The 22,730-nt window shown below is 42.1% G+C and carries 17 protein-coding genes and 1 pseudogene; 4 read left to right on the top strand and 14 right to left on the bottom strand.

The window, feature by feature from the left end; genetic code table 11:
* Positions 1–157: 157 nt before the first annotated feature.
* Entirely contained in the window at positions 158–1,069 is a 912-nt protein-coding gene (locus ACL2XQ_RS09920; protein WP_413729951.1) for a LysR substrate-binding domain-containing protein, read from the bottom strand.
* A gap of 1,003 nt (positions 1,070–2,072) precedes the next feature.
* On the opposite strand from ACL2XQ_RS09920, the gene aaeB reads away from it, so the two are divergent.
* The gene (gene aaeB, locus ACL2XQ_RS09915) at positions 2,073–4,049 is read left to right on the top strand and encodes a p-hydroxybenzoic acid efflux pump subunit AaeB (protein WP_413729950.1); all 1,977 of its coding nucleotides are present in this window, start codon (positions 2,073–2,075) and stop codon (positions 4,047–4,049) included.
* 344 nt (positions 4,050–4,393) lie between these two features.
* Here the strand turns inward: aaeB and ACL2XQ_RS09910 are convergent, their stop codons facing one another.
* Positions 4,394–5,860 (bottom strand): glycoside hydrolase family 1 protein, encoded by a 1,467-nt coding sequence (locus ACL2XQ_RS09910; protein WP_413729949.1) that lies wholly within the window; start codon positions 5,858–5,860, stop codon positions 4,394–4,396.
* Between the two features lie 168 nt (positions 5,861–6,028).
* On the opposite strand from ACL2XQ_RS09910, the pseudogene ACL2XQ_RS09905 reads away from it, so the two are divergent.
* Positions 6,029–6,193, top strand: a pseudogene (locus ACL2XQ_RS09905) (IS66 family transposase); the annotation flags it as partial.
* 257 nt (positions 6,194–6,450) lie between these two features.
* On the opposite strand, the gene ACL2XQ_RS09900 reads toward ACL2XQ_RS09905, so the two are convergent.
* From ACL2XQ_RS09900 to ACL2XQ_RS09880, 5 genes are all read right to left on the bottom strand, one after another.
* The gene (locus ACL2XQ_RS09900; protein WP_413729948.1) at positions 6,451–7,101 is read right to left on the bottom strand and encodes a TetR/AcrR family transcriptional regulator; all 651 of its coding nucleotides are present in this window, start codon (positions 7,099–7,101) and stop codon (positions 6,451–6,453) included.
* A 52-nt stretch (positions 7,102–7,153) separates the two neighbouring features.
* Positions 7,154–9,139: a CocE/NonD family hydrolase gene (locus tag ACL2XQ_RS09895; RefSeq protein WP_413729947.1), complete on the bottom strand. Its 1,986-nt coding sequence runs from the start codon at positions 9,137–9,139 to the stop codon at positions 7,154–7,156.
* 146 nt (positions 9,140–9,285) lie between these two features.
* On the bottom strand, positions 9,286–9,462 hold the full coding sequence (locus ACL2XQ_RS09890) for a zinc-binding dehydrogenase (protein ID WP_413731040.1): 177 nt from the start codon (positions 9,460–9,462) through the stop codon (positions 9,286–9,288).
* A gap of 19 nt (positions 9,463–9,481) precedes the next feature.
* Positions 9,482–9,631: a hypothetical protein gene (locus ACL2XQ_RS09885; RefSeq protein ID WP_413731070.1), complete on the bottom strand. Its 150-nt coding sequence runs from the start codon at positions 9,629–9,631 to the stop codon at positions 9,482–9,484.
* A 140-nt stretch (positions 9,632–9,771) separates the two neighbouring features.
* On the bottom strand, positions 9,772–10,920 hold the full coding sequence (locus ACL2XQ_RS09880; protein WP_413729946.1) for an MFS transporter: 1,149 nt from the start codon (positions 10,918–10,920) through the stop codon (positions 9,772–9,774).
* A gap of 135 nt (positions 10,921–11,055) precedes the next feature.
* Here ACL2XQ_RS09880 and ACL2XQ_RS09875 point away from each other — a divergent pair, with 135 nt between their 5' ends.
* Together ACL2XQ_RS09875 and ACL2XQ_RS09870 are read left to right on the top strand one after the other, a co-directional pair.
* Positions 11,056–11,811 (top strand): IclR family transcriptional regulator, encoded by a 756-nt coding sequence (locus ACL2XQ_RS09875; RefSeq protein ID WP_413729945.1) that lies wholly within the window; start codon positions 11,056–11,058, stop codon positions 11,809–11,811.
* A gap of 254 nt (positions 11,812–12,065) precedes the next feature.
* Complete coding sequence (locus tag ACL2XQ_RS09870; RefSeq protein WP_413740354.1) at positions 12,066–13,331, top strand: tyrosine-type recombinase/integrase; 1,266 nt, start codon at positions 12,066–12,068, stop codon at positions 13,329–13,331.
* Positions 13,332–13,762: 431 nt separating this feature from the next.
* Here the strand turns inward: ACL2XQ_RS09870 and ACL2XQ_RS09865 are convergent, their stop codons facing one another.
* The 7 genes from ACL2XQ_RS09865 to ACL2XQ_RS09835 all read right to left on the bottom strand — a co-directional run bounded on the left by ACL2XQ_RS09865 (position 13,763) and on the right by ACL2XQ_RS09835 (position 22,543).
* Positions 13,763–15,013: an ATP-grasp domain-containing protein gene (locus ACL2XQ_RS09865; protein ID WP_413740353.1), complete on the bottom strand. Its 1,251-nt coding sequence runs from the start codon at positions 15,011–15,013 to the stop codon at positions 13,763–13,765.
* 53 nt (positions 15,014–15,066) lie between these two features.
* Complete coding sequence (locus ACL2XQ_RS09860) at positions 15,067–16,455, bottom strand: hypothetical protein (RefSeq protein ID WP_413740352.1); 1,389 nt, start codon at positions 16,453–16,455, stop codon at positions 15,067–15,069.
* 28 nt (positions 16,456–16,483) lie between these two features.
* Positions 16,484–17,890, bottom strand: a complete 1,407-nt coding sequence (locus ACL2XQ_RS09855) for an MATE family efflux transporter (RefSeq protein WP_413740351.1) — start codon at positions 17,888–17,890, stop codon at positions 16,484–16,486.
* 44 nt (positions 17,891–17,934) lie between these two features.
* Positions 17,935–19,515, bottom strand: coding sequence for an asparagine synthase (glutamine-hydrolyzing) (gene asnB, locus ACL2XQ_RS09850; RefSeq protein WP_413740350.1), 1,581 nt, complete (start codon positions 19,513–19,515; stop codon positions 17,935–17,937).
* Positions 19,516–19,602: 87 nt separating this feature from the next.
* Entirely contained in the window at positions 19,603–20,496 is an 894-nt protein-coding gene (gene dapA, locus ACL2XQ_RS09845) for a 4-hydroxy-tetrahydrodipicolinate synthase (RefSeq protein ID WP_413740349.1), read from the bottom strand.
* Positions 20,497–20,551: 55 nt separating this feature from the next.
* Complete coding sequence (locus tag ACL2XQ_RS09840) at positions 20,552–21,886, bottom strand: aspartate aminotransferase family protein (protein WP_413740348.1); 1,335 nt, start codon at positions 21,884–21,886, stop codon at positions 20,552–20,554.
* Positions 21,887–21,901: 15 nt separating this feature from the next.
* Positions 21,902–22,543, bottom strand: a complete 642-nt coding sequence (locus ACL2XQ_RS09835; RefSeq protein ID WP_413740347.1) for a methyltransferase domain-containing protein — start codon at positions 22,541–22,543, stop codon at positions 21,902–21,904.
* Between the last annotated feature and the right edge of the window lie 187 nt (positions 22,544–22,730).

The following is a 22,730-nucleotide window of genomic DNA, read 5'->3' as shown; positions in this document are numbered from 1 at the left end:
AACTTCTTTCTCATAAGGACACTATCATGCTTTGTATCAAAAATTAATTTTACTAGGGACCGAATTTCAACACAATAATACCCGAACATGATAATAAAACCGATTAAACTAACTGTTTTTATAGTGCCAAAATTAACACGAAGTATGGCGCAAACTATTAATTATTGGTTTTTTTCATGGCTAGACGGAGAAAATTTTCTATGATTGGATTGTCTTCATCGATACGGCAAGCCACCGCCAATTTTGCAGTTTGATCATTTTTTGGTAACTTACGATAGATGATATTTTCAAGCTTTATCCTACTTAATGTTTCAGGTAAGATAGAAACACCGAGTCCTCCCGCGATCATCGTCATAATGGCCATGGCATTCCTCACAGGTTTGATTTTTTCGGGGATAAAACCACATATTTTTTGCAATATAGGAAGGAGTTCAAAATTGGATTCCGAATCTGTAAACACAAAAAATGTTTCATCGGCTAATAGCGCTAAATCTATAATTTCTTGGTTGGCCATGGCATGGTCGGACGGTAATGCAATCATCCAAGGCCATGCACCGACTTGTGCAATTTTGATAGACTCGGGGATGCTAACTGAATACAATGTAACGTAACCAATATCGAGTTGACTTTTTTGTAATCCTTGCAATTGTGATCGAATTGACATTTCATTCAAACTAATGTCCACCTGAGGATATTGCTGTCTAAAAGAACGTACAGTTGAAGATAAAACACCAGAATAAGCAGAATTGCCTGAAAATCCAATGTTGAGTTGTCCTATCTCACCTGCACCGGCACGACTAGCTAACAGTGCAGCGTGATCCACCTTTTCAAGAATCATCTTAGCTTCATGGAAGAAAATCCGGCCGGCTTCCGTTAACTCGACATGTCGATTAGTACGGTTAAACAAACGAACCCCGAGAACACCTTCCAATGCTTTAATTTGCATACTAAGGGCCGGTTGAACAATATTTAACAACTGAGCGGCTCTTCCAAAATGTAACTCACTCGCTACAGCTAAAAAATATCGCAAATGGCGTAGCTCTAAATTTTCGGGGGATTTAATAAGCATGATTAGCTATCTTAACTTTGGATGAATGATTTAATTATAACAATAATTTTCACTTATAACCAGAATAACATATAAATTTTTATATCTTTAACGCTTAAGTGTTACTGTATAATATAATACAAGATGCATTCAACTTTCTGTTATTTCTCATTTGACTAAACAGATTATTGTTATAAGTAAATATCTTCTAATATTAAGAATGATGGGGATAGAAAATTCATAAAATTTATTTAAGGCCATATAATTTCATTAAATAAGTTTTTTTGCGATACCTTTCCATGAGAATTTTTAACAATTCATGGAGTCGACGCCTTCACTCTTAATGTTACCGTGACAGGTTCCAGCACGACAAGTAAATATTAATTTCTGACAAGCATACTTAAATTCTAGGCCTGTTACCTCGTCGCCGAACTTGGGTAAACGCAGAGAAAGTATATAAAGCCTTACCTCTTTGTGGTTTAAAATATTTATTCATGTACTATTACAATACTTTTTTAACTTAATGGTTTTTTCATTCGGCTTAGCCATTTACTTCAACAAATTAACATATTGCCACATCAATAATGACAGTAAGTAAAATTCTACTTTCTTTGATTATTTTTTATAAGCAATACCGCTTTATCATATTTAAGTATATTAAGAAAACCTAGTTATCAATTCATCGTTACTTGATAGAATTCGTCTTTTTGAGTATCGCATTCCAGTAGTCATCATTAATACTGATTGATTGATAAAAATAATATATTATGATTATAATTAAAACTATCATATAATCCTTTCCGAGATAAATTATCAAAAAGAATGATTCGTCATATTTCTTAACTTCATTACTTTATAACATGATACCTGGCAATATTTAGCAAAGCACAAGTGATTTATTCCTTAAATTATTCACTATAAGGAAAAGTCTCATGCACATAGTCTTTTTATCTCATCACTTGTTTTTGATGCTGAACATAGCAACCTCACTGTTAAAGTTATCACTGATATATAAGGGTATTTGATGTCATTAATTTCAGCTCTGATCAGAATGCGTTTTGCTTTTAAGTTAAGTTTTGCCGTGCTTTTCGCGTTGGTAGTTGGATTTGAATTAAATTTACAAACCCCACGCTGGTCAGCAATGACCGCAATAATCGTCGCTGGCGGTTCCGCTCTTAGCGCGGGGGGAGAACCCTTCTCTGGTGCCATTCGGCATCGAGGTTGGCTCAGAATAGTAGGAACCTTTATTGGTACGGCCTTCGGTCTGGCGATTATTATTGCAAGCGCTCGTGCACCAATGGTCATGCTACTAGTGTGTTGTATTTGGGCAGGCATCTGCTCCTACTTCTCTTCACGTATTTCTCTAGAAAATTCTTATGCCTGGGCGCTTGCCGGTTATACTTCCCTCATTCTTATCGTAACCTGCGCTAGCAGCACGTCCAACCTTTTACTGGCCCCGCAGTTCGCGGTAGAACGCTGTTCTGAAATCGTACTGGGCATTCTAAGTGCTATATTAGCAGATGTGCTGTTCTCTCCTCGGTCGATAAAAAAAGATATCGACCGTTTGGCAGATAAACTAATAGTGGATCAGTTCCGTTTAATGCAGCTCTGCGTAAGCGGGGATAGCATGGAAGAAAGTGAACTTGACAGACGCTGGAATAGGCTAGTCCATGAAAGTAATAGTCTTACGGGAATGCGTACTAATCTTTTACTTGAATCTTCTGCCTGGCATCGAGTAACACGTCGTATCGAAGCCCTTCATAGTTTATCACTGGCGATGATTACTCATGCTTGTGAAACTTACTTTGTACTGCTCAATAATTCCAGTCAGCTATCAAGTAATATTAAAGATTTATTTAGCGCACCGGTGGAAACCCGGCAAGATGTGCATTCTCGCCTAAAGGTCTTGCGGCTAGAGCTGGCTAATCATGGTATTCAGGAGGTATTACAACCGGTGGTTGATTGGACTGGTGTTGCTACACGTTATTTATTAATAGGTAAAGGTATTCAAACCAATAGCTCAATTAGTATTATTGAAGAAGATGTCTTAAGCCGTGAGCGGTTGATTAAAAAAAATTCGGGAGACTGGCATCAGTCCATAGTCAATGGCATACGTACCTGGTTGGCGACCTCTTTTGGCTGCTTGTTGTGGTTATGGACCGGTTGGTCTTCAGGAAGTGGTTTTATGTTGGCAATTGCGGTAGTGACAACATTAGCAATGCGCACCAATAATCCACGTTTGGTAGCGTTGGATTTTGTTGTAGGATTTGCCCTAGCAGTTCCGGTAGCATCATTCTATTTTTTGTTTATAATTCCCTCAACTCAACAAAGCCTTCTACTATTATGTCTGAGTCTGGGTGTACTCACATTTTTCTCGGGCATTGAAATCCAGAAAAGACGTATGGGTATGCTTGGCATGCTATTGGGATCCGTAAATATATTAGTACTATCAAATCCCATGAAATTTGATATGATCACTTTTATTGATAGTGCAGCCGGCCAGCTCATTGGCGGTTGTGTCGCTTTGGTAGTGTTTACTCTTATCCCTAATCTTGCTCATAAAAAGGTTGGACAGAGGTTACTTGATAGTTTTGTTACTAGTGCTGTAACGGCATTAACAACACGAACCGCCAAGCGAAGCGAGAATCGCCTACCTTATTTATACTCACGGCTAAATAATATGATGATGTCATTTCCAAACGATATACAGAAGTATCGTCTGGCCATTTTATTAATAATTGCACATCAAAGATTTTTACGGACAGAGGTCCCAGACAATAAAGAATTTTTGCATTTACATAAACAAATAAGAAAGACCGCATCTAATCTAATAAAAACAAAAAATCCCGTAAAACGCACTTATTATTTTGATCATTTATTAAATAAGATAGATGATTATCAACTAGTGTTGAAAAAAAACAAAGTATCAAGGGACATTTGTGAACCAATTGATATTTTTTCGAAGATGCTTCATCAATATGGCAATATTTTATTTAAATAGTTTATTTTCGATACTAAAAAGATGATTATTTCTTTAGACATTACCATTACTTCATTAAATGTAAACTTCTGTAGATCTCCATGTGCTTTAATGAACCTGATACGGACATTACCAGCATAATTACATAAAGCAGTGTTGATATAACAGATAATATTCCTAGGTTTGTTTATTTGTTTAGAAAAAAAAGAATGTACTACTAAACAGAATATCCGCAATGCCTGGGGTAATACGGACCTCCTCGTTAATTCTGATGGTGTCGGAGCAGTCATAACGGATTGCGCGGGGTAACTATGTGCCTGTACATCCGTCACAGCTGCTGAATGTAGTTTTACTGCCTGCCGGCATTAACTCCCTTTACAGTCAGTTTCGCTGACTCTTTCGCCATGAATGATTTTGCTGTAGACCTCCGCGCTTAATTTTGGCGTTCTCTTCTGCGTGTCGTAATCCACATAGATCATGCCGAAACGGCTTTTATACCCGCTCAGCCATTCAAGATTGTCATGACTGGACCAGACGTGGTAACCCTGGACATTAGCGCCCTTCGCAATTGATCGTTTCATGGCAGCGATGTGAGCGACCAGGTAGAGACAGCGATTTACGTCGGTAACTTTACCATTGATTAACTTGTCCTCCCCCTCAAAACCTGCACCATTTTCGGTGATGATGACAGGTGGGTTACCATATTCATCCCTCACGCGCTCAAGCAGAGCGGAAAATTGATCGGGTCTGACCGCGCCATTAAAAGCAAGTTTTTCATCAGGCGGGAAGAAAAGTTCAGGGGCGTAGCTTTCGTTACTGCTTTGCTGATGGCGAATGAAAAAAGGGGCGTAATAATTAATACCAAGGAAGCCCAAACCAGCGTCGTGAATTCGTCTGGCATCATCAGGCTGAACATCTATATCCAGATGATATGCTGACACCAGTTGTAGGACATCAGCCGGATAGGTTCCTTTGTACATTGCATCAAGGAACCAGCGGTTCAAAATACCGTCAACGAGCCGGGCGTTGTCTTTATCCTCTTTTGACGCTTTTTTTCCCGTCAGCACAGGAAAGAAAGGCAGCGCAATGCCCAGACGGCCTTTATACTGTTTCGCTTTAAAACTTTCCGCTGCGGCGGCAGATGCCAGCAGGATGTGATTGTATGACTTGAGCGAAGTCTCAAGGTAAGGCAGCGTTGGCACGATGGGAGGAAACTTAATCTCTTCACCCTTTATCCGTTTCTCGGCCATGATTTTTGTTGCGACCTCAACGGTCGGCTCATTAATCAGAACGAATTGGTCGACCTGGTCTGAGAAGTTGGCAAAGATGACCTCTGCATAGCGACGAAACCACTCTACAGATTCACGATTTTCCCACCCTCCGGCCGCAGCCAGCGACTCTGGCATGTCCCAGTGATACAGGGTCACAAGCGGTACAATACCGGCCGCCTTAAGGTCCGCAATGAACTGGCGATAATGGGCGATGGCCTGCAAGTTCACTGGTCCCTGACCATCTGGGATAATGCGGGTCCAGGCAATAGAGAAGCGATAGCTGTTCAGACCGAGCGATTTGAATAGCTCAATATCTTTCAAATATTGGGCACGATCATAAAAATTAATGGCTACATTTCCTGAAATGCCTGGCCCTGCAAGATGTTTTTCATCAAGATAATAGTCCCATACGGACCGGCCTTTCCCGTCTGCATTGTTTGCGCCTTCAACCTGGTAAGCGGCTGATGCTGCACCCCACAGAAAATTGTCAGGCACATCGGCAGCCCACACAACATTCATTGCGGCGGTCAGGCCTAACGCCAGTACTCCTCTTATCATCATTTTCCCCTAGTTAACATCAATAGCTCGTTAAAATCACATTCCGGTCACTCTGTTTTTCAAAAAGGTGAACCAGCATAAATTCATGTGGCAAATATATCATCATCAGATGATATATTCCTTTAACTCTATCGTCGTTTCCATTTTATTTACGTAAGCGTTATCCCAGTAGGGTTCAGCGGGCTGTTGCAGGCGAAGGCGGATGCGGGCTTCAACCCGCTGTATAAAGAAGACCGTATCCGCGAGGTCGGCTGCAATGGGGCCCACGCTCGGCGTAAGATCCATGATATCCCTATGAGGTATCCGTCGCCGACCTCCGCCGAGGCCCTGCAGCGTACTGAGTGAAGAAGCCGTTGAACAGAAGAGATTACCCCGACATAATCAGTCTGGGCTGCTGAAACACAGCCATTGCGAACCTACATCCCTGTCCCGCATATTGCCATTGCTTTATTGGGCAGAAAAAGCAGAAAGCGCCGGATTGGTGGTAACCGTTCCAAAGCGTATATTTTGCTTTGACAACCCGGACGTTAAGCGCGCCAGACAGGTAAGCTGCGGAGTTCACCTGCGAAATACTGAAGTCTTTTCCACATGTATCAGAAGATGATCTGCGAGCCGGCGAATAGACGGATAGCTTCGTCCGCCATGTCATCAAGAAATGAAGACGATTGCTCCGCACCCTGGCTTATCAGGCCGGGCGTGATAATTGGCAATGAAATGGCCGAAATCAGTAGTGCAAAAATTATTTCCGGTTGTTTCCCATTAATGATGTCATGGGCGATTGCCTGCTTTATCACCGGAAGGCAACTTTCACGAAAAGGCGACACCAGATACCGAAGGAGATGATCCAGACGCACTTCGCCCCTGGCCGCTTCATTAAGCAGCAGTGACGGAAATTCAGGAATGTCTATACTAATGGTGATAAGTTGGCGAATGAAACGCCTGAATGAATTTTCTGGATTGGTGCTGAAGTGCTCATCAATATCCCTTATTTCAGCAAGATGAATGCGCTGTTTTTCAAGAAGATATTCGAGTACGGCCTCCCAGAGAGCCGATTTCGACCCAAAAAGGCGTGCCACCAGTGCCATATCGACACCTGCCTCGCTGGCTATTTTGCGCAATGACGCACCCTCATAGCCATATCGTGAAAAAAATCGGGTAGCAACCGGAAGCAACGCTTCACGACCAGATACTCTACCGCCGGGCCGGCGGCCTCGCATGGGAGATTTGATTTCTACTGAACTCATTATGCTACGCTATTGAGAGCACCGGGACTAGCCGGTGCTGACGTGTCTGTTGTCAAGACACCATATCATCTTTTGGCATAAAAGGGACTTGTAGATAGCTGTCATATTTACCGCCAAAATGAATGACATGAGTCCCAGCATTACGGCTCATGGGCGCCTGGACCTGCTGCTCACTAACAAACGATAGCAGGGTTGAGCGATCCCCGCCAAGCGCTAGACGCTTCACTTTGTTACCGGGCGTAAACGTCCCCCCCGACGCCGGTAAGGTGATAATAGCTGAGCCAAAACCCATATCGATACTGGTTGGGATAGGACGCTGTGCAGCAATGGTCAGCACTAATTCTTCACCGGGATGATAACGCATGGCCATTGGCCAGATGCCAATTTCCACGGGTACAATCTCGCCGGGTTTGAGTTTTTCTTCATGTGTGTGGAGCAGTAAGGGTTCTTCGTTCGTTGTCCGCTCAGGATCAAGGGCTCGCTGGGAAACCCTTAGTAAACCCGAGGCAACAACAGGACCTTTTACCCCCTCACCAAGAAGACGCTCGTAGGGTTTCCCGTTTTTATCGCGCTTCTCAACGCCAACCTCCAGTTCCATATCTTCCGATCCCCGCGCTTCCACCCAGAGTTTCAGCTTCATATAGCCGATGATCTCAGTTTCCTGAGTAAAGGTGTAATGCAGCTCAGTTTTTCCTTCGCCTGACACCTCATAAGACAGGGATGCAGACAAGCTCTGACCGAATGTGTCAAGCTGGCCATTGCCACTAATAAACATTCGCTTCATCTGCACCTTAGGCAGTGGCCAGCTGTCTTCAATCCGGTCAACGATATCGGTTCCGCCAGCATCCAGTACGCATATACGGACGCGAGGCGTTTGCTCCCAGCCGTTATTAGCGCCTTTAAGGTAATGATCGAAAAATGCCAGCAGCTCATGTGCATATTTTGGCGTGTAAAAATCCAGCCATTCATTGGTATTGTTCACTCGGAGCCATTTTTCCTCCGAGGCTATCTGACGATAGCCGGCAAATGATCCGTGAGTGTGTGCATGGTTTGTATAACTGGCCACGACATAAGTGGGAATTTTAATGCGCTCAAGCCGTGCTTTTTTATCCTCCCAGTAAGGATCCATCAGTTGTGTCTCCATGATCATTCTGGGTTGATCTTCAACCAGATTTCCCCCGGCAAATGATTTCAGGATAACTTCCGGGAATGCTGGTGCAGGTATGCCTCCCCGGTTACCGGTTTCGCGGAAGTGATCGACAAAACCTTCCCAGGGAGCTATGGCAGTAAGATGCGGCGGCTGCTCTGCCGCGATGAACCACTGAGATACGGCAAGCCAGGAGTTGCCCGCCATACCGACTTTTCCGCTGCTCCAGGACTGTTGGGCCGCCCACTCAATGAAGTCGTAGCCGTCTTCAGCCAGTTGACGTCCCCAATAAGAGATATTCCCCTCAGACTTATAGGCGCCTCGAGGGTCGGGATTGAGAATAACATATCCTTCATTAACCCAAAATGCCGGGTCTGGTCCCTCGAACTTTTGCAGTTCTGACACCCAATCCAGCGGTACACCGGAACGTTCCTGGATATCGTCCAGCCACTGCCCGCCAATCTCCTTGCCATAAGGACTCCATGCCACCAAGGCGGGGTATTTCCCCTCTTTTATCGGGCGGAAAACATCTGTGTAAATAGTTATTCCATCGCGCATTTTAAGAGCAACGTCACGCTCAAACAAGATGTCGCAGGGCAGTGGTCTCGCACCTTCTCGGCGCACCGTACCTTTCTTCAGAACGGTGATACCCGGTGCAAATCCAGGGTACCGCGCTCGCGGTGCATTCAGTGGAAGCGGACGGCGGTACCAGACGGGGTATGCTGCATCACCATAAATTCGTGTTTTGAGCATAATCTTTTCCCCATTTTGACTGACGGCCCCGGCAAAAGAGAGCCTAGGCATTATCATGTTAGTGACTGCCATACTGACAGCGCCCGCTAATAGCGAACGACGCGACAGATAGGAGCCATTCAGATCTGTGATTTTCATAACGCATCCTTTTAAATCATCACTTGATGATTTAATTTTAAGGCGAAAACCGACTTAGTCAACAGAGTGTTGATGATTTGGAAGCATTGCGCATTTTTACTCAATAAACGCCGACAAAAGTCCGCGTTCACGTCAAATCTTCACCCTCATTTCCCTATATTTTTACCAATGCGTAGATGTCGGAATGCATCCTTTATTTCGTTCAGCGACCAGACGGAATCAATGACTGCACGGACCCTTGACTTTTCAAATGACTGGATTATTTGTTGTTGATGCTCTTCGCTACTTAAGGTAATTCCCCGCAGGGTGGGCTGTTTGCCCATGATTGCGCCCGTAGGTACATCATCTGCGATGCCGGAAATCGTCAATTAAAGCGGTTTCCCCGCCAATGCGCACAGCGTCCATAAGCTGATGAAGCGTACCCGGCCCGCCAATATCTACTACGTGACCAACGCCACGGCCTCTGGTCATTTCAAAGATTTTTTTGCTCATTTCGTGTTTTCTCTAAAATTCACAAAGGCCACCCACATTGCGTATGTAGCCAATCCATCTTTCCCGGCAAAGGAATAGTGAAAAATTGAAAAACTTGACTGCTAATGACCCCAGCGAAGAGGACTGAGCTAAGGATTTATTCAGACTTTAAACATCGTTAGCGCACGGCTACGTACCCTAACAAATAAAGTAAAAACCAGTGCAATCCCCGCAGCAAAAAGAAAAACAGACTGCAGGGTACCCGGGAAATATCCCATAAAAGACGATAGAAACTGTCCCAGAAATATTGCCATTGAAAGCCGAGCAAGATTCCGTCCCCGAAATGTCGTGCTGCTCAGATCCACAATAAGATGGTTCACGAGAGGAACGGAAAAACCGAACCCCAGCCCGAGGGCAATCCCGCCAATCACAAAGACGGGCATGGAAGGAGCTACCGCAAAAATAAGATGAGCAACGGTGTAAAAGCCAAACGCGATGGATAATGTTGGAAAATCACCAAAGCGACTGACCAGTTTCGGCATCAGCCATGCGCCAAATACCGCCACAAGCGAGACAAATGAAAGGAAGTAGCCGATCTGCAACTCAGTAACGTCATTGTCATGCAAATGTAGCGGCAGCAGGACAATAGCGGTAAAGAAAACGATCATGGAAAAAAGTGCCGCCACCCACGTCAGTACCATTGCTGAAGACGGTCCTCCGAGATGAATCTCATGAGTGCTTTCATCAGATATTACCAACTTGCCCGGTCGGGGTACATACGCCAACACCATGAGCAGCATAAGCCAGGCGAAAAGGTAAAGCATGAATGGCCAGCGCCAGCCGACGGCTGCCAGCAACCCGCCAATAAACAGGAATATTACACCACCAAGCTCAATCGACATCCCTTGGCGAGCAATCATCTTCATCCGTTTCGCGCCGTCATAAAAAACGGAGATTAAGCCGGTACCAGCCGACATAACCAGCGCCGTTGCACCACCGAGCAAAAACCGATCCGCAAAAACAAATGAATAACCCGACAAAAATGCACCGGCACCACCCAACAGCCCGTAAAGGAAAAGCCCGAGACAGAGGGTTTTATAAAGACCAGCCTTTTCAACAAGTTTCCCCACTAATGGCCCGAGCACCACCACCCCCAAAGACGGCAAGGTAACAAGCCAGCTCTCTGCACCCTTAACATCAAGTGCCGTGGAGATAGTGGTCAGGCCTGGTACAATCACGCATCCCACCATGATGGTTAGGCAGGCTACAGCAAGTAGCGTAAATCCTCCTGCCTTGTTTATCTGTTGCATACAAACTCCAACTGTCCACTATATGGATATGTTAACCATTATTAGGATATAATTTTCATGGTATTGTCGGATTATGTCAATGCGCAAAATGTAAGATAAATGTTTCTAAATCTATAACAACTGTAAAGAGGATCTATGGAAACTGATACAGATAGCACGGGTTCCCAGGTAATTGCCCGAGCCGCAAAATTGTTCAAAGCGGTTGAAGAACAACCTCAGGGTTTGACTATCTCCGCACTCTCACGAAGTACGGGACTGCCGCGGACAACCGTTCACAGACTGGTTGCCTCTCTCGAAGCCGAACAGTTATTACTCAACAGCTCAGGCATGATCCGACTTGGTCCGGCGCTTGCACGTCTTGCAGCCTCCGCTCATACGGATGTCATTTCACTGTCGCGTCCGTCGATTGAGACACTTGGCCGGCGAACACGGGAAACGGTCGATCTTTGCGTGTATCGCGGGTCGCATGCACTTTTGGTTAGCCAATACGCATCTGATCAGGAACTGCGGGTCGTTTCGCCCGTTGGCACTGCTTTTCCCTGCCACTGCACTGCGACTGGTAAGGCTCTGCTTGCCGGTTTACAAGACGAGCAGATATCTTTGATATACACACAAAAACCTGAAACAAGAACGGCACTTTCTCTGAGAACAGTGGCCGGAATTCTTGATGAAGTTGAAAAAATACGCTCAGAAGGGTTTGCTAGTGATCGTGAAGAACACGCAAAAGGCGTTTGTGGTCTGGGCGTAAGCATCCCCTATTCCCTGAACGAAAATTATGCCATTTCTGTGGCAGTGCCAGCATCGCGATTCGATGAAAATTTTGATTTCCTGGTTGCCTCTCTCAAGCAATGTAAGGCTGAAATTGAAGCTTTGATTTCTCCCACCGTTTGATCTACAAGCAAAAATACGGGTCAACCGGCGGGGATAGAATTTATGATGAAATTCAACTTAATAGATAACTGAATGTTCCCGAGTCCGGGCACCACTTCTTCTTTTTTATGCTTTCTTATGAATCTTTATGTATCTGAAATTCAATAGGTTAGCGTAAAAACCCTTTCCGATACGTTTTGATTTATCCCTAGGTATCCGGAAAATGTGGGGTCAAATTGCGGGTCATTCAGTTCGATGAATGGAGAGACCCCCACATGGCTCTGACTGACAGTAAAATCCGCGCCGCTAAAACCTTTGTAAAATCCTACAAAATCACCGATGCCTACGGTCTGTATCTACTGGTATCAACCAGCGGCTCGCGTCTGTGGTATTTCCGCTACAGCTTCGGCGGCAAAGAATCCCGCCTGGCTTTAGGCGCCTATCCGCAGGTAACGCTGGCGGAGGCCCGAGAAAAGCGCGACGCTGCGCGCAAGCTGCTGGCATCCGGCATCTGCCCTTCCCTGCCCCGCGAATCAGAAAAAACCGCTGTAGACGAAACCCGCACCTTTAAACACATCGCAACCTCGTGGCACACCAGCAGCCTCAGGCACTGGTCGGCAAGCCACGCGGATAAAATTCTGACCTGCCTGAAACGCTATGCCTTCCCTGACATGGGCGAAATGGATATCGCGGAAGTCGAAACACGGCATCTGGCACAGCTTATCAAGGCCATCGACGACAAAGGCGTGCATGACGTGGCCGGCAGGATGCGCCAGTATCTGACCAAAATCATGCGTCACGCCGTGCAACAGGGCCTAATCAAATACAACCTCGCGTTCGATCTGGGCGGTGTCGTGACGCCGATTGTGACCCAACATCTTCCCGCTTTGCCACTGCGACGCTTGCCTGAACTGCTGGTGAACATGGAAAACTACCAAGGCCGGGTACTGACCCGTTTGGCGCTGGAACTGAATCTGCACGTCTTTCTACGCTCAAGCGAGTTGCGCTTCGCCCGCTGGGAAGAGTTCGACCTTAAAGCACGTATCTGGACGGTGCCCGCGCAGCGCGAAACCGTAAAGGGCGTGAGATTTTCAGAGCGTGGCGCGAAGATGAAGGACGAGCACCTGGTGCCGCTGTCCCGGCAGGCGGTCAACCTGCTGAAACAGATTAAAGGGCTTACTGGAGACTCGGAATTTGTCTTTCCAAGTGTACGTTCTCTGGATAAACCGATGAGCGAAAACACTATCAACAAAGCGCTGCGCACCATCGGCTATGACACCAAAACCGAAGTTTGTGGCCACGGTTTCCGGGCAATGGCTTGTAGCGCCTTAAACGAGTCCGGGCTGTGGTCAAGGGATGCCATCGAACGTCAGATGAGCCATAAGGAGCGTAACGGCGTACGGGCAGCCTATGTGCACAAAGCGGAGCATTTGGAAGCACGGATGGAAATGATGCAATGGTGGTCCGATTATCTGCACGTAAATCGTGAGAGATATGTTGCGCCGTATATTTATGCCCGGCAGCATAAAGCGGCCGAATGACAATTAGCGGGCAAAAAGCAGATCCCTTTCATCAGGATTTGCTTTTTTGCTTTATAAGATGCCTCAATTTGTTTATTATGGACCCATGAAATTTTTATTAAAACGTCCTAAAATCTATGAACTATATATTTAAACCTTGCTAAAGACACTGGCGATAGTGTCACCATCCCACATAATCGTACCATTCGCATTTAGATCTCTCACGGCATTGACCCTCTCTCATATCCTGATCCAATTTATTGGCAAGAAATCAGTTTACTGGGAGGACATCAAGAGATGTCCGGCCTCTCAATATACAGCAATGCATCGTCTGACCTATCCGATTGATAAATTGTCAACGTTTCGATGGCTGATTGTGCCATTTTTTTAATTAATAGCGAAGACTACGCCGTCATTAAATATTGAAAAAATACTACATCACCAAGATGTTTCTATCTAACAGTGAATAGTTTATCGTCTCTCTCAAGTGTTTTAACAAAATCAAGATCAATTTCTAACTGATTTTCATCCTTATTTTTCAAAACCACCCAACCTGGAGAGGAATAAAGGTCAGTAGTAAATTTCAAATAATCTCCATTTTTTACATTTAACTTTAAGCTAAAAAAAGAAGAAAGGTTTGATAAAATTTTTATTGCAGGTATTTCGGTTAAAATTCCGGCTTTTTTATTAGCAAAGGTAAATGCCACGGCGTGGCTATTAAAAAGATTGGGTAAGCCAGTACACTTATGGAATTCATTTTCATTTGTATAACAGTCAACTAGAAGCGTTACTGGCCCCTTTACGGAACAACTTTCTATCACTTGAGGACTGGTAATACCACCATGAAGTCGTGCTCCAACTTCAACTAATACAGGGCCTTTATCAGTAAGAATTATTTCGCTATGGGATGCACCAAAAAGAATATCAAGCGCATCCAATACAGCGTCGTTATAATCTGTTAGTATAGATGCTATTTTACCAGTTGCAGGTAAATATCGTGTTTCACGATAAATGAATGACCCATTAACAATGTCTTTTGTATATTTACATATATTTGTAACTACATGCTTTCCATTTTTACTCACTGCATCTACAACGTATTCTTCTCCTTGTATATATTCTTGTAGCAATACTCTTTCATTTTTTTCACCATAAAGATTAGGTGATGAAAGGATTTTTAAGAAGACTTTTTCCATTTCCTCGACTGTCTCGCACAATCTAACATTGTCTGAGCCAGCTGAATTGAGGGGTTTAACGACTACTATTCCATTAGCCTGACCTGCTTGCCATAAGAGTGCATCCTGTAGATTTTCGGTAACATAATGCTCAATACTCCGCAGACCAGCCGCTTTAATGCAATTTTGCATCAAAAATTTATCCCTCCTTGCACTTGAAAGTAGAATTGAATTATGAGGTAAATCTAGGTTGTAAGCTAGTTCGTCAGCTAATAACACGCCAGATTCCGTCCCTGGTACCACACAAATAGGATAAAAAGAAGAAATTTTTTCGCAAAGCTGCTCCAGATCTGAATTGAAAAAAAATTCGTGTATAAAATCTACCGAGCGATATGAAGATGACAACGTGTCACCTAACAATGGCTTAGAATGGACAGCGATACATTGAAACCCACGCTTAATGAATTCAGGCGCTAACAATGTTCCACTTGAATAGGGATCGACGATAACTACGTTTCTCGATGTCATATAAAACTCCATAAGGCAAAAGAAGCCAAGTAAATGATTAACTAAGCATAAACTTATATGCCAGATATTGGAGCATCAGTGGATTTTTCCGCTACAAATGCTGTTCCAACCGCTGCACCCTGCGCTGCATTGATAACCCGAGCCACACCGTTAAATTCTGACTGCCGTAAATATAAACCGCCATATTCATGCCCAAAAATTGTCGGCCCAAGACAAACTGAAAAATTCCTCGTAATTCCATGATGAGTAGTCTCATAACTCCACATATCTTTTGCTTTCTCCTGCAAGACATAAGTTGATTCTGACGATAAGGCTGCATTTAATTTATCTCTCCATGTAACGCCACTTACAGCCTCTCCAATTATCACACCATTTCCACCGAATTCAGAAGCTGGTTTTAGTATCCAGCTATCCTTTTCGCTCAAAGCCTTAGACAAGTTATCAGTATTAAGACGACGGGTTGAGAGAACATACCGCTTCACAATAGAGAGTTCTTCAGCAGAAAAATATGATTCAAATTCAGGTGAGGTGAGAATCTCAAGATTCAATTTATGATCAAACAATGTATTTGTTGGAGGACAAACAAAATCTATTAAAAACTCCTCGTCAGCCTTGGTTAAACTCGTGATTAAAGAGTCTGCAACACCGTGGCTAGTCATTTCATAGTAGGTTGAACATGTAAAAACAGTATTGACCTTCATATCCTCGAAGTAAACTCCAGCGTCAGAGACAGTAAGCTCACTCATTGGTCCTGTGACAACTTTATAACCGCAACTTTCAATCATCCGAACAAAGTCAGGTCGACCGAAATCAGCAGCATAATTTTCATTTGGATTTGCCATTCCTTCGAAGAAAATAGGATTTTCATAAGCATTACTAACACGTGAAATTGCTTTAATTGCCTTTAACCAAACTGTTGTCATATTTGGAGCAGTGCAAAACTCTCGGTGCTTTATTAAATAATTATAAAACGGCATTTTATAAATTTCTTGCGCCATTCTATCATAAATACCCAGACCACCAATAGGTGGTGCTACGTTTATCTCAACCACCTTAAACCCATATTTTGTCAAAATAAAATCAGGCCTTGAAAATTGTGTTGCCATAGATAAAAAACGTGGCGTACACATTGGCAATAAATACTCAATCTCATTTTTATCAAACTTTAAAAAAGACATCCAAGCCTCATGATTTCCAGAAAAAATTCTATCTGGTATTGATGTAATTAAACTTAAAAGTTGCACAGCAACATTTTGCAAATTGCATACGAATTCACGATCAAAAATGAGAGGAGGGTATATAACATCTGGATACTCAGGATGGGCAATTTTCATTTTCATTTGGAAAAAATCATATTCAATATCTGGCTCAATTTTATTTTCAAATAAATAATTTGGCCATGCAGAAAGTAATGATTTTTCAAAAATATATTTGTTTTCCATAAAATCTCCTAAATAATACAATTTCAAATTATAATGATGTTGTGGTAGACAAATGACAACTCTTTACGTCGTATTTGATTTTATTTGCTAACATTATTAACATTATTATACTAGCCAATAACAAACCTGCAGTTGACGAAATCCAATACCCTTTAAACCCCATGGGATCTAGGAACAAATTCAACCTCAATAATTCCACTCCATAGTTCGATAGTAACCAGCCGCAACCAACACCAATCCCCCAGAGTGACAGTACGTAATAAATCGTCGGTGCAACATTTTTTTCATATGCTCGTAAAATGCTAGAAGTTACACATTGAACTGCATCACATAAATGATAGCCTGCGGATATCGGCAAGATAATAGAAGCAAGTAATACGACCTTTAAATCATCCGAATATATACGAAGTAACACCATACCGATTGTAAGTAATATAACTGCAGATATCATGGCCAGGGATAGTGTCAGCACTAAACCGGCTAGAGCAATTCCCTTGGCGTTAGAATATTCACCAGCACCTCTATTTTGCGACACTAATGCTTGTGTTGCGATACCAAGAGCCATCGGTATCATATAAAAAACGCTTGTAATACTTGCAATAATTTGATGCGCAGCAGATGTATTGGCACCATATTTGGCAATAAATAAGGCAAGAATAGTAAAAGAACCAATTTCCGAAAATTGCGAAATTGCCATTGGTATACCAACTCGTAACGTTGAGAATAAAATATTAAAAGTTGGCAAGCGACGAGGAAAACGTATGCCTATGATACTATACCGTGATGAGTAATATACGTAAACTAGACTAGCCACCAACATGGTCCAGAACATAACCACAGATCCTATTGCGCATCCGATAGCTCCCAACTGAGGAAAACCAAAATACCCATATGCAAGCGTAACGCTTAAAGGAACTTTAATAAAAAAGGCGACAATATTTATAAACATGACAGGATGCGAAATACCAACAGCTGGGGTAAAAGCATAAAATACTCGTACTAACATTGCAGCAGGTAGCGCATAGATGAATACATCCAAATAACCTTTAGCCAGAAGTCTCACATCTAAAGGTGCATTTATCAAGGTGAGTAAAGTAGATGAATGGATTAATGTCCAAATTCCAATAAATGACAATAATACAGCAATTAATAATCCCGCAGCTATGCTATTTTCAATTTCAGCAAATTTTTGACCGCCAAATTGTTTTGCAATCATTGGCGCTATTCCTTGTACTACACCGAGGAAAGTAGCAAATATAGCGATCCAAATACTTGAACCTATCCCAATCGCAGCAAGTTGCGATGCACCGAGATGCCCAGCAACGATAGAGTCCGAGATGCCACAAAAGAGCACTGCCATCTGGGCCACAAATATAGGCATGCCTAATTGAACAATGGATTTGCAATTTTTTATAGTTTTATAACTACAATTCATATCTGGTTTTCCATTAAGTAAATTTAAAACAATAGTAGAACTTCTTATCGCCAAACAGCAAGAGGATCATTTATTCTCCAGTATGATGGTGTTACACTAATCTCTAGATTTGAGGCATAAGGGAAATATTTATTGAATATATTTTTATAATAACCCTCTAGGCCAATAATTCTATCATGAGACAAGGCTTGGCTTTCGCATTTCATCCCGTCCAAGCGACAATTAATTTCCTCATCAAAAAGATGTTCGAACTTCTTACCTGCCCCATGAGTCATACCGAGTTTTTCGCGCCATACAATAGATGCAGGCAAAACATCTTGTAGCGCAAGACGAAGTATACATTTCTCAATAGGCTTATGGCCAGAATATCCATCACCACATTGTTTATAGTGAGCAGGAAGATTGGCAATATAAGATACAACCTCTTTATCTAAATATGGATATCGAGTTTCAAGTCCGAAACTTGCCAACGCACGGTCCCCCAATAATTCTGTTTTGTGCATATCGTTCAATTGTTTTATGGTTTCCTGATCAAAAGATTCCTTATCCGGTGCGTGCTTGAAAAACCAGTATCCCCCCAACAATTCATCTGGTCCGGTGCCATCAAGTATTACACGAACATCCGTGTTCTCTTTAATATATTTCGCAACTAAGTATATCAAAGCTAGGTTAGGTATCATTTCCATGTTGTGTGTTTCTACAACATAAATAAGTTTATTAATTATTTCAAAAACTTCTATTAATGTTACTTTTATTTCGTGGTGTTTAGAACCAATAAGAGTTGCTACCTTTTTAGCATGTCTGGCATCTTCATTTTCCAAACCCTCGATTAAACATGTAAAGGTCTCAAGAGGCTCTTTAGAATATTTTGAAGCCAGCACAGCTATGCCACTGGAATCTATACCACCAGATAGTAAACAGCCAATTGGAACTTTGCTAGAAAGTCGTTTTTTCACCGCAAGCTCGAGACGTGTTCTTATTTCTTTAGAAGCATCTATGAAAATATCATCTATTGAATCATTTTCATCCAAATTGAAATATTTGACTGGATGAATAGTATCATGCAAGTCATCAATTATAGCATATGAGCCTGGAGGAAAATGCAATGCTCCATCGACATTTAGAGATTTCAACTCCGACGCGAATTGAATATGACCTTCAGTTTCTGCAAAATACAATGGTCTCACTCCGATAGGATCTCGTGCAATTATGATTTTTTTTGTGTCGGCTAAATACATAATTAGCGAAAACTCTCCGTCAAGCATTTTAACAAAATTTTCACCAAACTTACAATATAGTGGTAAGAGTATTTCACAATCAGATTCCGATTGGAAAATGTGCTCCGCAAGGTATTTTCTAGCAAGATCATCTCGATTATATATCTCGCCATTACAGATACAAAAAGAACCATCTTTCATCACAAAAGGCTGATTTCCGTACTCAGTCAAATCCGTAATAGATAGTCGATGGAAGCCATAAGAACAATTAGTAGCATTTCGACCCAGAAATATTGCCTTTGTGTAAAATCTACTTTCGTCAGGTCCTCTATGCTTTGATTTAATAAAAGACTCCCAAGAATAAGGGGTGAAGCATTTATTATTTGCATCAAAAAAAATTCCGCACATCAGGTTTCCTCTTCGCATTTAGTTTCAAATTTTGTATAGCCTAAATCTGTATAATATGCGCAAACATATGAATTGCTATACTCGACCTCATAATATCTTAAAATCAGACTCATCTATATTTTTTGCAAAAATAGAATTATCAAGTTTTGATAATATATCTAAACACTCCCTGCGCTGAGATTCATTCAAAGGAACATAAGGCAACCTGAATACTGGTCCACATAATCCCAACATTGGCAACAATGTATTTATAGGAATAGGGTTAGGAGCTAGGGCCAGCCAGTCAATCAATGCAGACAATTTATTCACAGCACACTCTTTTTTCAAATGAACCGCATCTCTCATCAATTCAGGAAAAGCATTACTTACTACTGAAATCACACCAAAGGATTTAGCGGTATTCATCGCGATATAAAAATCATTATCATTTCCAGACCAGACTCTTATACCCTTAGAGCTGTAATATGCAATCCTTTCAATTCCAGCACACTCCTTAATACCAGCAAAGTTTGGATGTTTTGATATAGATAAAACCAATTCAGTTGGTATATCTTGCCCAGTACGAATTGGAACATTATATAATATTGTAGGCCCATACTCTAAAACTTTATTGAAATGAGCCTGCATTCCATCTATTGAAGTGCGTCCATAATAAGGGTTTATTTGCAGTGATGCATGCATTCCTAGTGCAAAGCATTCTCTTGTAGCATGAATGGCTTCGCGTGTATTATTAGATCCTGTGCTCCCTATAATAATAATTTTCTTACCAAAATATTCAATGGCGTGTGATATTAAAGAAAGTTGCTCATCCCAATCCATTAGATGCCCCTCCCCAGTCGTGCCCGCAATTACTATTCCATCGACGCCATATTGTATTTGTCGCTGTACAAGATTATCAAATATATGAATGTCTATTTCTCCATTGCTAGAATAAGGAGTTTTGATTGCCGTTATAAGCCTCGCGCTTTTTAAAATATCCATTTTATCTCCCCCTTCATCTTAAAGTTGAATCGTATCATCTCTTTATATTTTTCCGTCATAGTGGTACTAAAAAATGCTCTTCGATTAAATGATTGAATGCTGAATCAAATCCTTTAACAATACATTCAATGTTCTCTTCAGTATGCACGCTACTTAAAATTCCTGTAAAACGTCGCATTAAAACGCCTTGATTAGCAAGTTCCATCTTTAAGGCATCATAAATTCCCTGCCCAATTGATATTGTTTTTTCTTCTATTTTTTTTTCGAACTGAATATGAAAAACACTAGCTTCACCATATACTTTTCCGGCTATTCCATGTTTTCGCAGCACTGTGTTAAGTCGTTCCCTTAGCCTTTGAGAAGATTGGTTTAAGGTCTTTAATACTGTTCCATCATCCAATGATCGTAATGTAGCCAAGCCGGCAGTTGCAACAATCGGATTAGCGCTAAAGGTACCACCATGATGCACACGCACATTGTTTATCGCGCCAGGGAAGTCCCTGTGAAATGCCATTTGCGCCATAATATCTTCTCTACCTGCTACTGCGCCACAACTGAATCCACCTCCTAGTATTTTTCCCAGTGTTGTAAGATCTGGTTGTATATTAATAACCTGCTGGATACCACCAGTACTCCAGCGAAATCCAGATACAACCTCGTCAAAAATCAAAATTACTCCTAGACGGGTTGTTTCCTCGCGCAACATCTGAATAAAACCGGGTTCTAAAGGTACTAAACCAGCTTTTCCCCCTGAAGGTTCGAGTATAACGGCAGCAGCATCGTCTTTTAAAGCACATTGCAATTGCTGTAAATTTCTAGGATCAACAATGTTCGCTAATTCAACAATTTGTTTAGGGATGCCCGCCGAATCGGCACCTTTATTTGTTAAATTGCTCCCGATAGCGATTCCATCATGCCAACCATGATAATGGCCTGAAAAACGGATGTATTTATTTCGGCCCGTATATGCTCTTGCCAAACGTATTGCAAGTTGCGTAGCTTCTGACCCAGTAGAAGTAAACCTCACTTGTTCTGCTGAAGGAAGTAGATTGCATACCATTTGCGCCCACAAATATTCTTGTTCAACACAACTGCCTAAATGAGTCCCGTTCGCAATCTGGGTACTAACCGCTTTTAATATCTCTGGATTTGAATGCCCATAGAGTAGAGCACCGTTACCCATAACGACATCAACATAGCAAATTCCGTCAATATCGGTCACTGATCCCTCATGGCCCTCAGAAATACATAATGGAAACGGGTCTGTATAAACAACGTCTCGACTCACTCCACTTGGGAGTTTTTGTAATGCTAGGTGATTATGCTTTTGTGAATTTGGATGCTTATTGACATATCTTTCTAAAATGGTCCCATCCATATTTGTTTTCATGGTTATAGGCCTCTTTTATTTTGTTGCCGCTACTATAAGACGATTCCGGGGACCAGAAAGCGGTCGCAAATATTCAATGTAGATGAATTTCATATTTTTGAAGCCTGCCTCTAATAATTGTGATTGAATATATTCCTCTGAAAACCACTTAAAACCTGGTACTGAAGGATGCTCCTGAACATTATTATTATTCGTGCTTGGATCATTAGAAATAATTATTTTTCCATTCACAGATAGAGTAACGTGTAATCTATTCAGAATACTTTGCAATCCATCTTTTCGATATAGATGTCCCATGATACCATCACAGTATACAAGCTGATATACCTCTTTTTCTGGCTCCCATGTATTTAAATCTACCTGTCTAGCATGTACACCTTTCTCCAGTGCATAACTAACCGCCTCCTCGTGTAGATCAAATGCATCGACAGATAGTCCCTTTTTGACCAATTCAGCCTCAACAAATGCATTTCCACAGCCTATACTCAGGATGCGATTCGTGTTTCCCAGAGGAATGTACGCAGAGATCATAGAAACCATTTGTTCCCTATAGCTCTGACTTGAAACTGAAGGTGTAGTTGAATCTCCATCACTTAGTTTCGATTCCCATAGTTGGAAAATATTTCGCTTACCGGTTTCGGCATAATATGATTTCATTACGGTATCCTTACAATTAACTTACTTTATTGAATGTAACTTAACTTCAGCATATTTTTTAATATCTATAGCTCTGAAATATATTCACCTTAGTCACATAGGTATGTTTTTTATTTCGATATCCTTACATTTTTTTACTTTATTTCATTAAACGGCTTCACGCGGAATAAGCGTTAACAAACATATA

This window comes from Sodalis sp. RH14 (genome assembly GCF_047324285.1).
GTDB lineage: Bacteria > Pseudomonadota > Gammaproteobacteria > Enterobacterales > Enterobacteriaceae > Acerihabitans.
Note: the sequence above shows the minus strand (reverse complement) of the source record. Positions and strands in the feature narration are given on the sequence as shown.

Bases quoted from the DNA above. Each gene is read 5' to 3' on its own strand.
- ACL2XQ_RS09855 (WP_413740351.1), bottom strand. From the start codon at position 17,890: ATGAATTGTAGTTATAAAACTATAAAAAATTGCAAATCCATTGTTCAA.
- ACL2XQ_RS09880 (WP_413729946.1), bottom strand. From the start codon at position 10,920: ATGCAACAGATAAACAAGGCAGGAGGATTTACGCTACTTGCTGTAGCC.
- ACL2XQ_RS09890 (WP_413731040.1), bottom strand. From the start codon at position 9,462: ATGGGCAAACAGCCCACCCTGCGGGGAATTACCTTAAGTAGCGAAGAG.
- ACL2XQ_RS09870 (WP_413740354.1), top strand. From the start codon at position 12,066: ATGGCTCTGACTGACAGTAAAATCCGCGCCGCTAAAACCTTTGTAAAA.
- ACL2XQ_RS09910 (WP_413729949.1), bottom strand. From the start codon at position 5,860: ATGATGATAAGAGGAGTACTGGCGTTAGGCCTGACCGCCGCAATGAAT.
- dapA (WP_413740349.1), bottom strand. From the start codon at position 20,496: ATGGATATTTTAAAAAGCGCGAGGCTTATAACGGCAATCAAAACTCCT.
- ACL2XQ_RS09895 (WP_413729947.1), bottom strand. From the start codon at position 9,139: ATGAAAATCACAGATCTGAATGGCTCCTATCTGTCGCGTCGTTCGCTA.
- ACL2XQ_RS09835 (WP_413740347.1), bottom strand. From the start codon at position 22,543: ATGAAATCATATTATGCCGAAACCGGTAAGCGAAATATTTTCCAACTA.
- ACL2XQ_RS09885 (WP_413731070.1), bottom strand. From the start codon at position 9,631: ATGAGCAAAAAAATCTTTGAAATGACCAGAGGCCGTGGCGTTGGTCAC.
- ACL2XQ_RS09840 (WP_413740348.1), bottom strand. From the start codon at position 21,886: ATGAAAACAAATATGGATGGGACCATTTTAGAAAGATATGTCAATAAG.
- ACL2XQ_RS09920 (WP_413729951.1), bottom strand. From the start codon at position 1,069: ATGCTTATTAAATCCCCCGAAAATTTAGAGCTACGCCATTTGCGATAT.
- aaeB (WP_413729950.1), top strand. From the start codon at position 2,073: ATGTCATTAATTTCAGCTCTGATCAGAATGCGTTTTGCTTTTAAGTTA.
- ACL2XQ_RS09875 (WP_413729945.1), top strand. From the start codon at position 11,056: ATGGAAACTGATACAGATAGCACGGGTTCCCAGGTAATTGCCCGAGCC.
- ACL2XQ_RS09900 (WP_413729948.1), bottom strand. From the start codon at position 7,101: ATGAGTTCAGTAGAAATCAAATCTCCCATGCGAGGCCGCCGGCCCGGC.
- ACL2XQ_RS09865 (WP_413740353.1), bottom strand. From the start codon at position 15,013: ATGACATCGAGAAACGTAGTTATCGTCGATCCCTATTCAAGTGGAACA.
- asnB (WP_413740350.1), bottom strand. From the start codon at position 19,515: ATGTGCGGAATTTTTTTTGATGCAAATAATAAATGCTTCACCCCTTAT.
- ACL2XQ_RS09860 (WP_413740352.1), bottom strand. From the start codon at position 16,455: ATGGAAAACAAATATATTTTTGAAAAATCATTACTTTCTGCATGGCCA.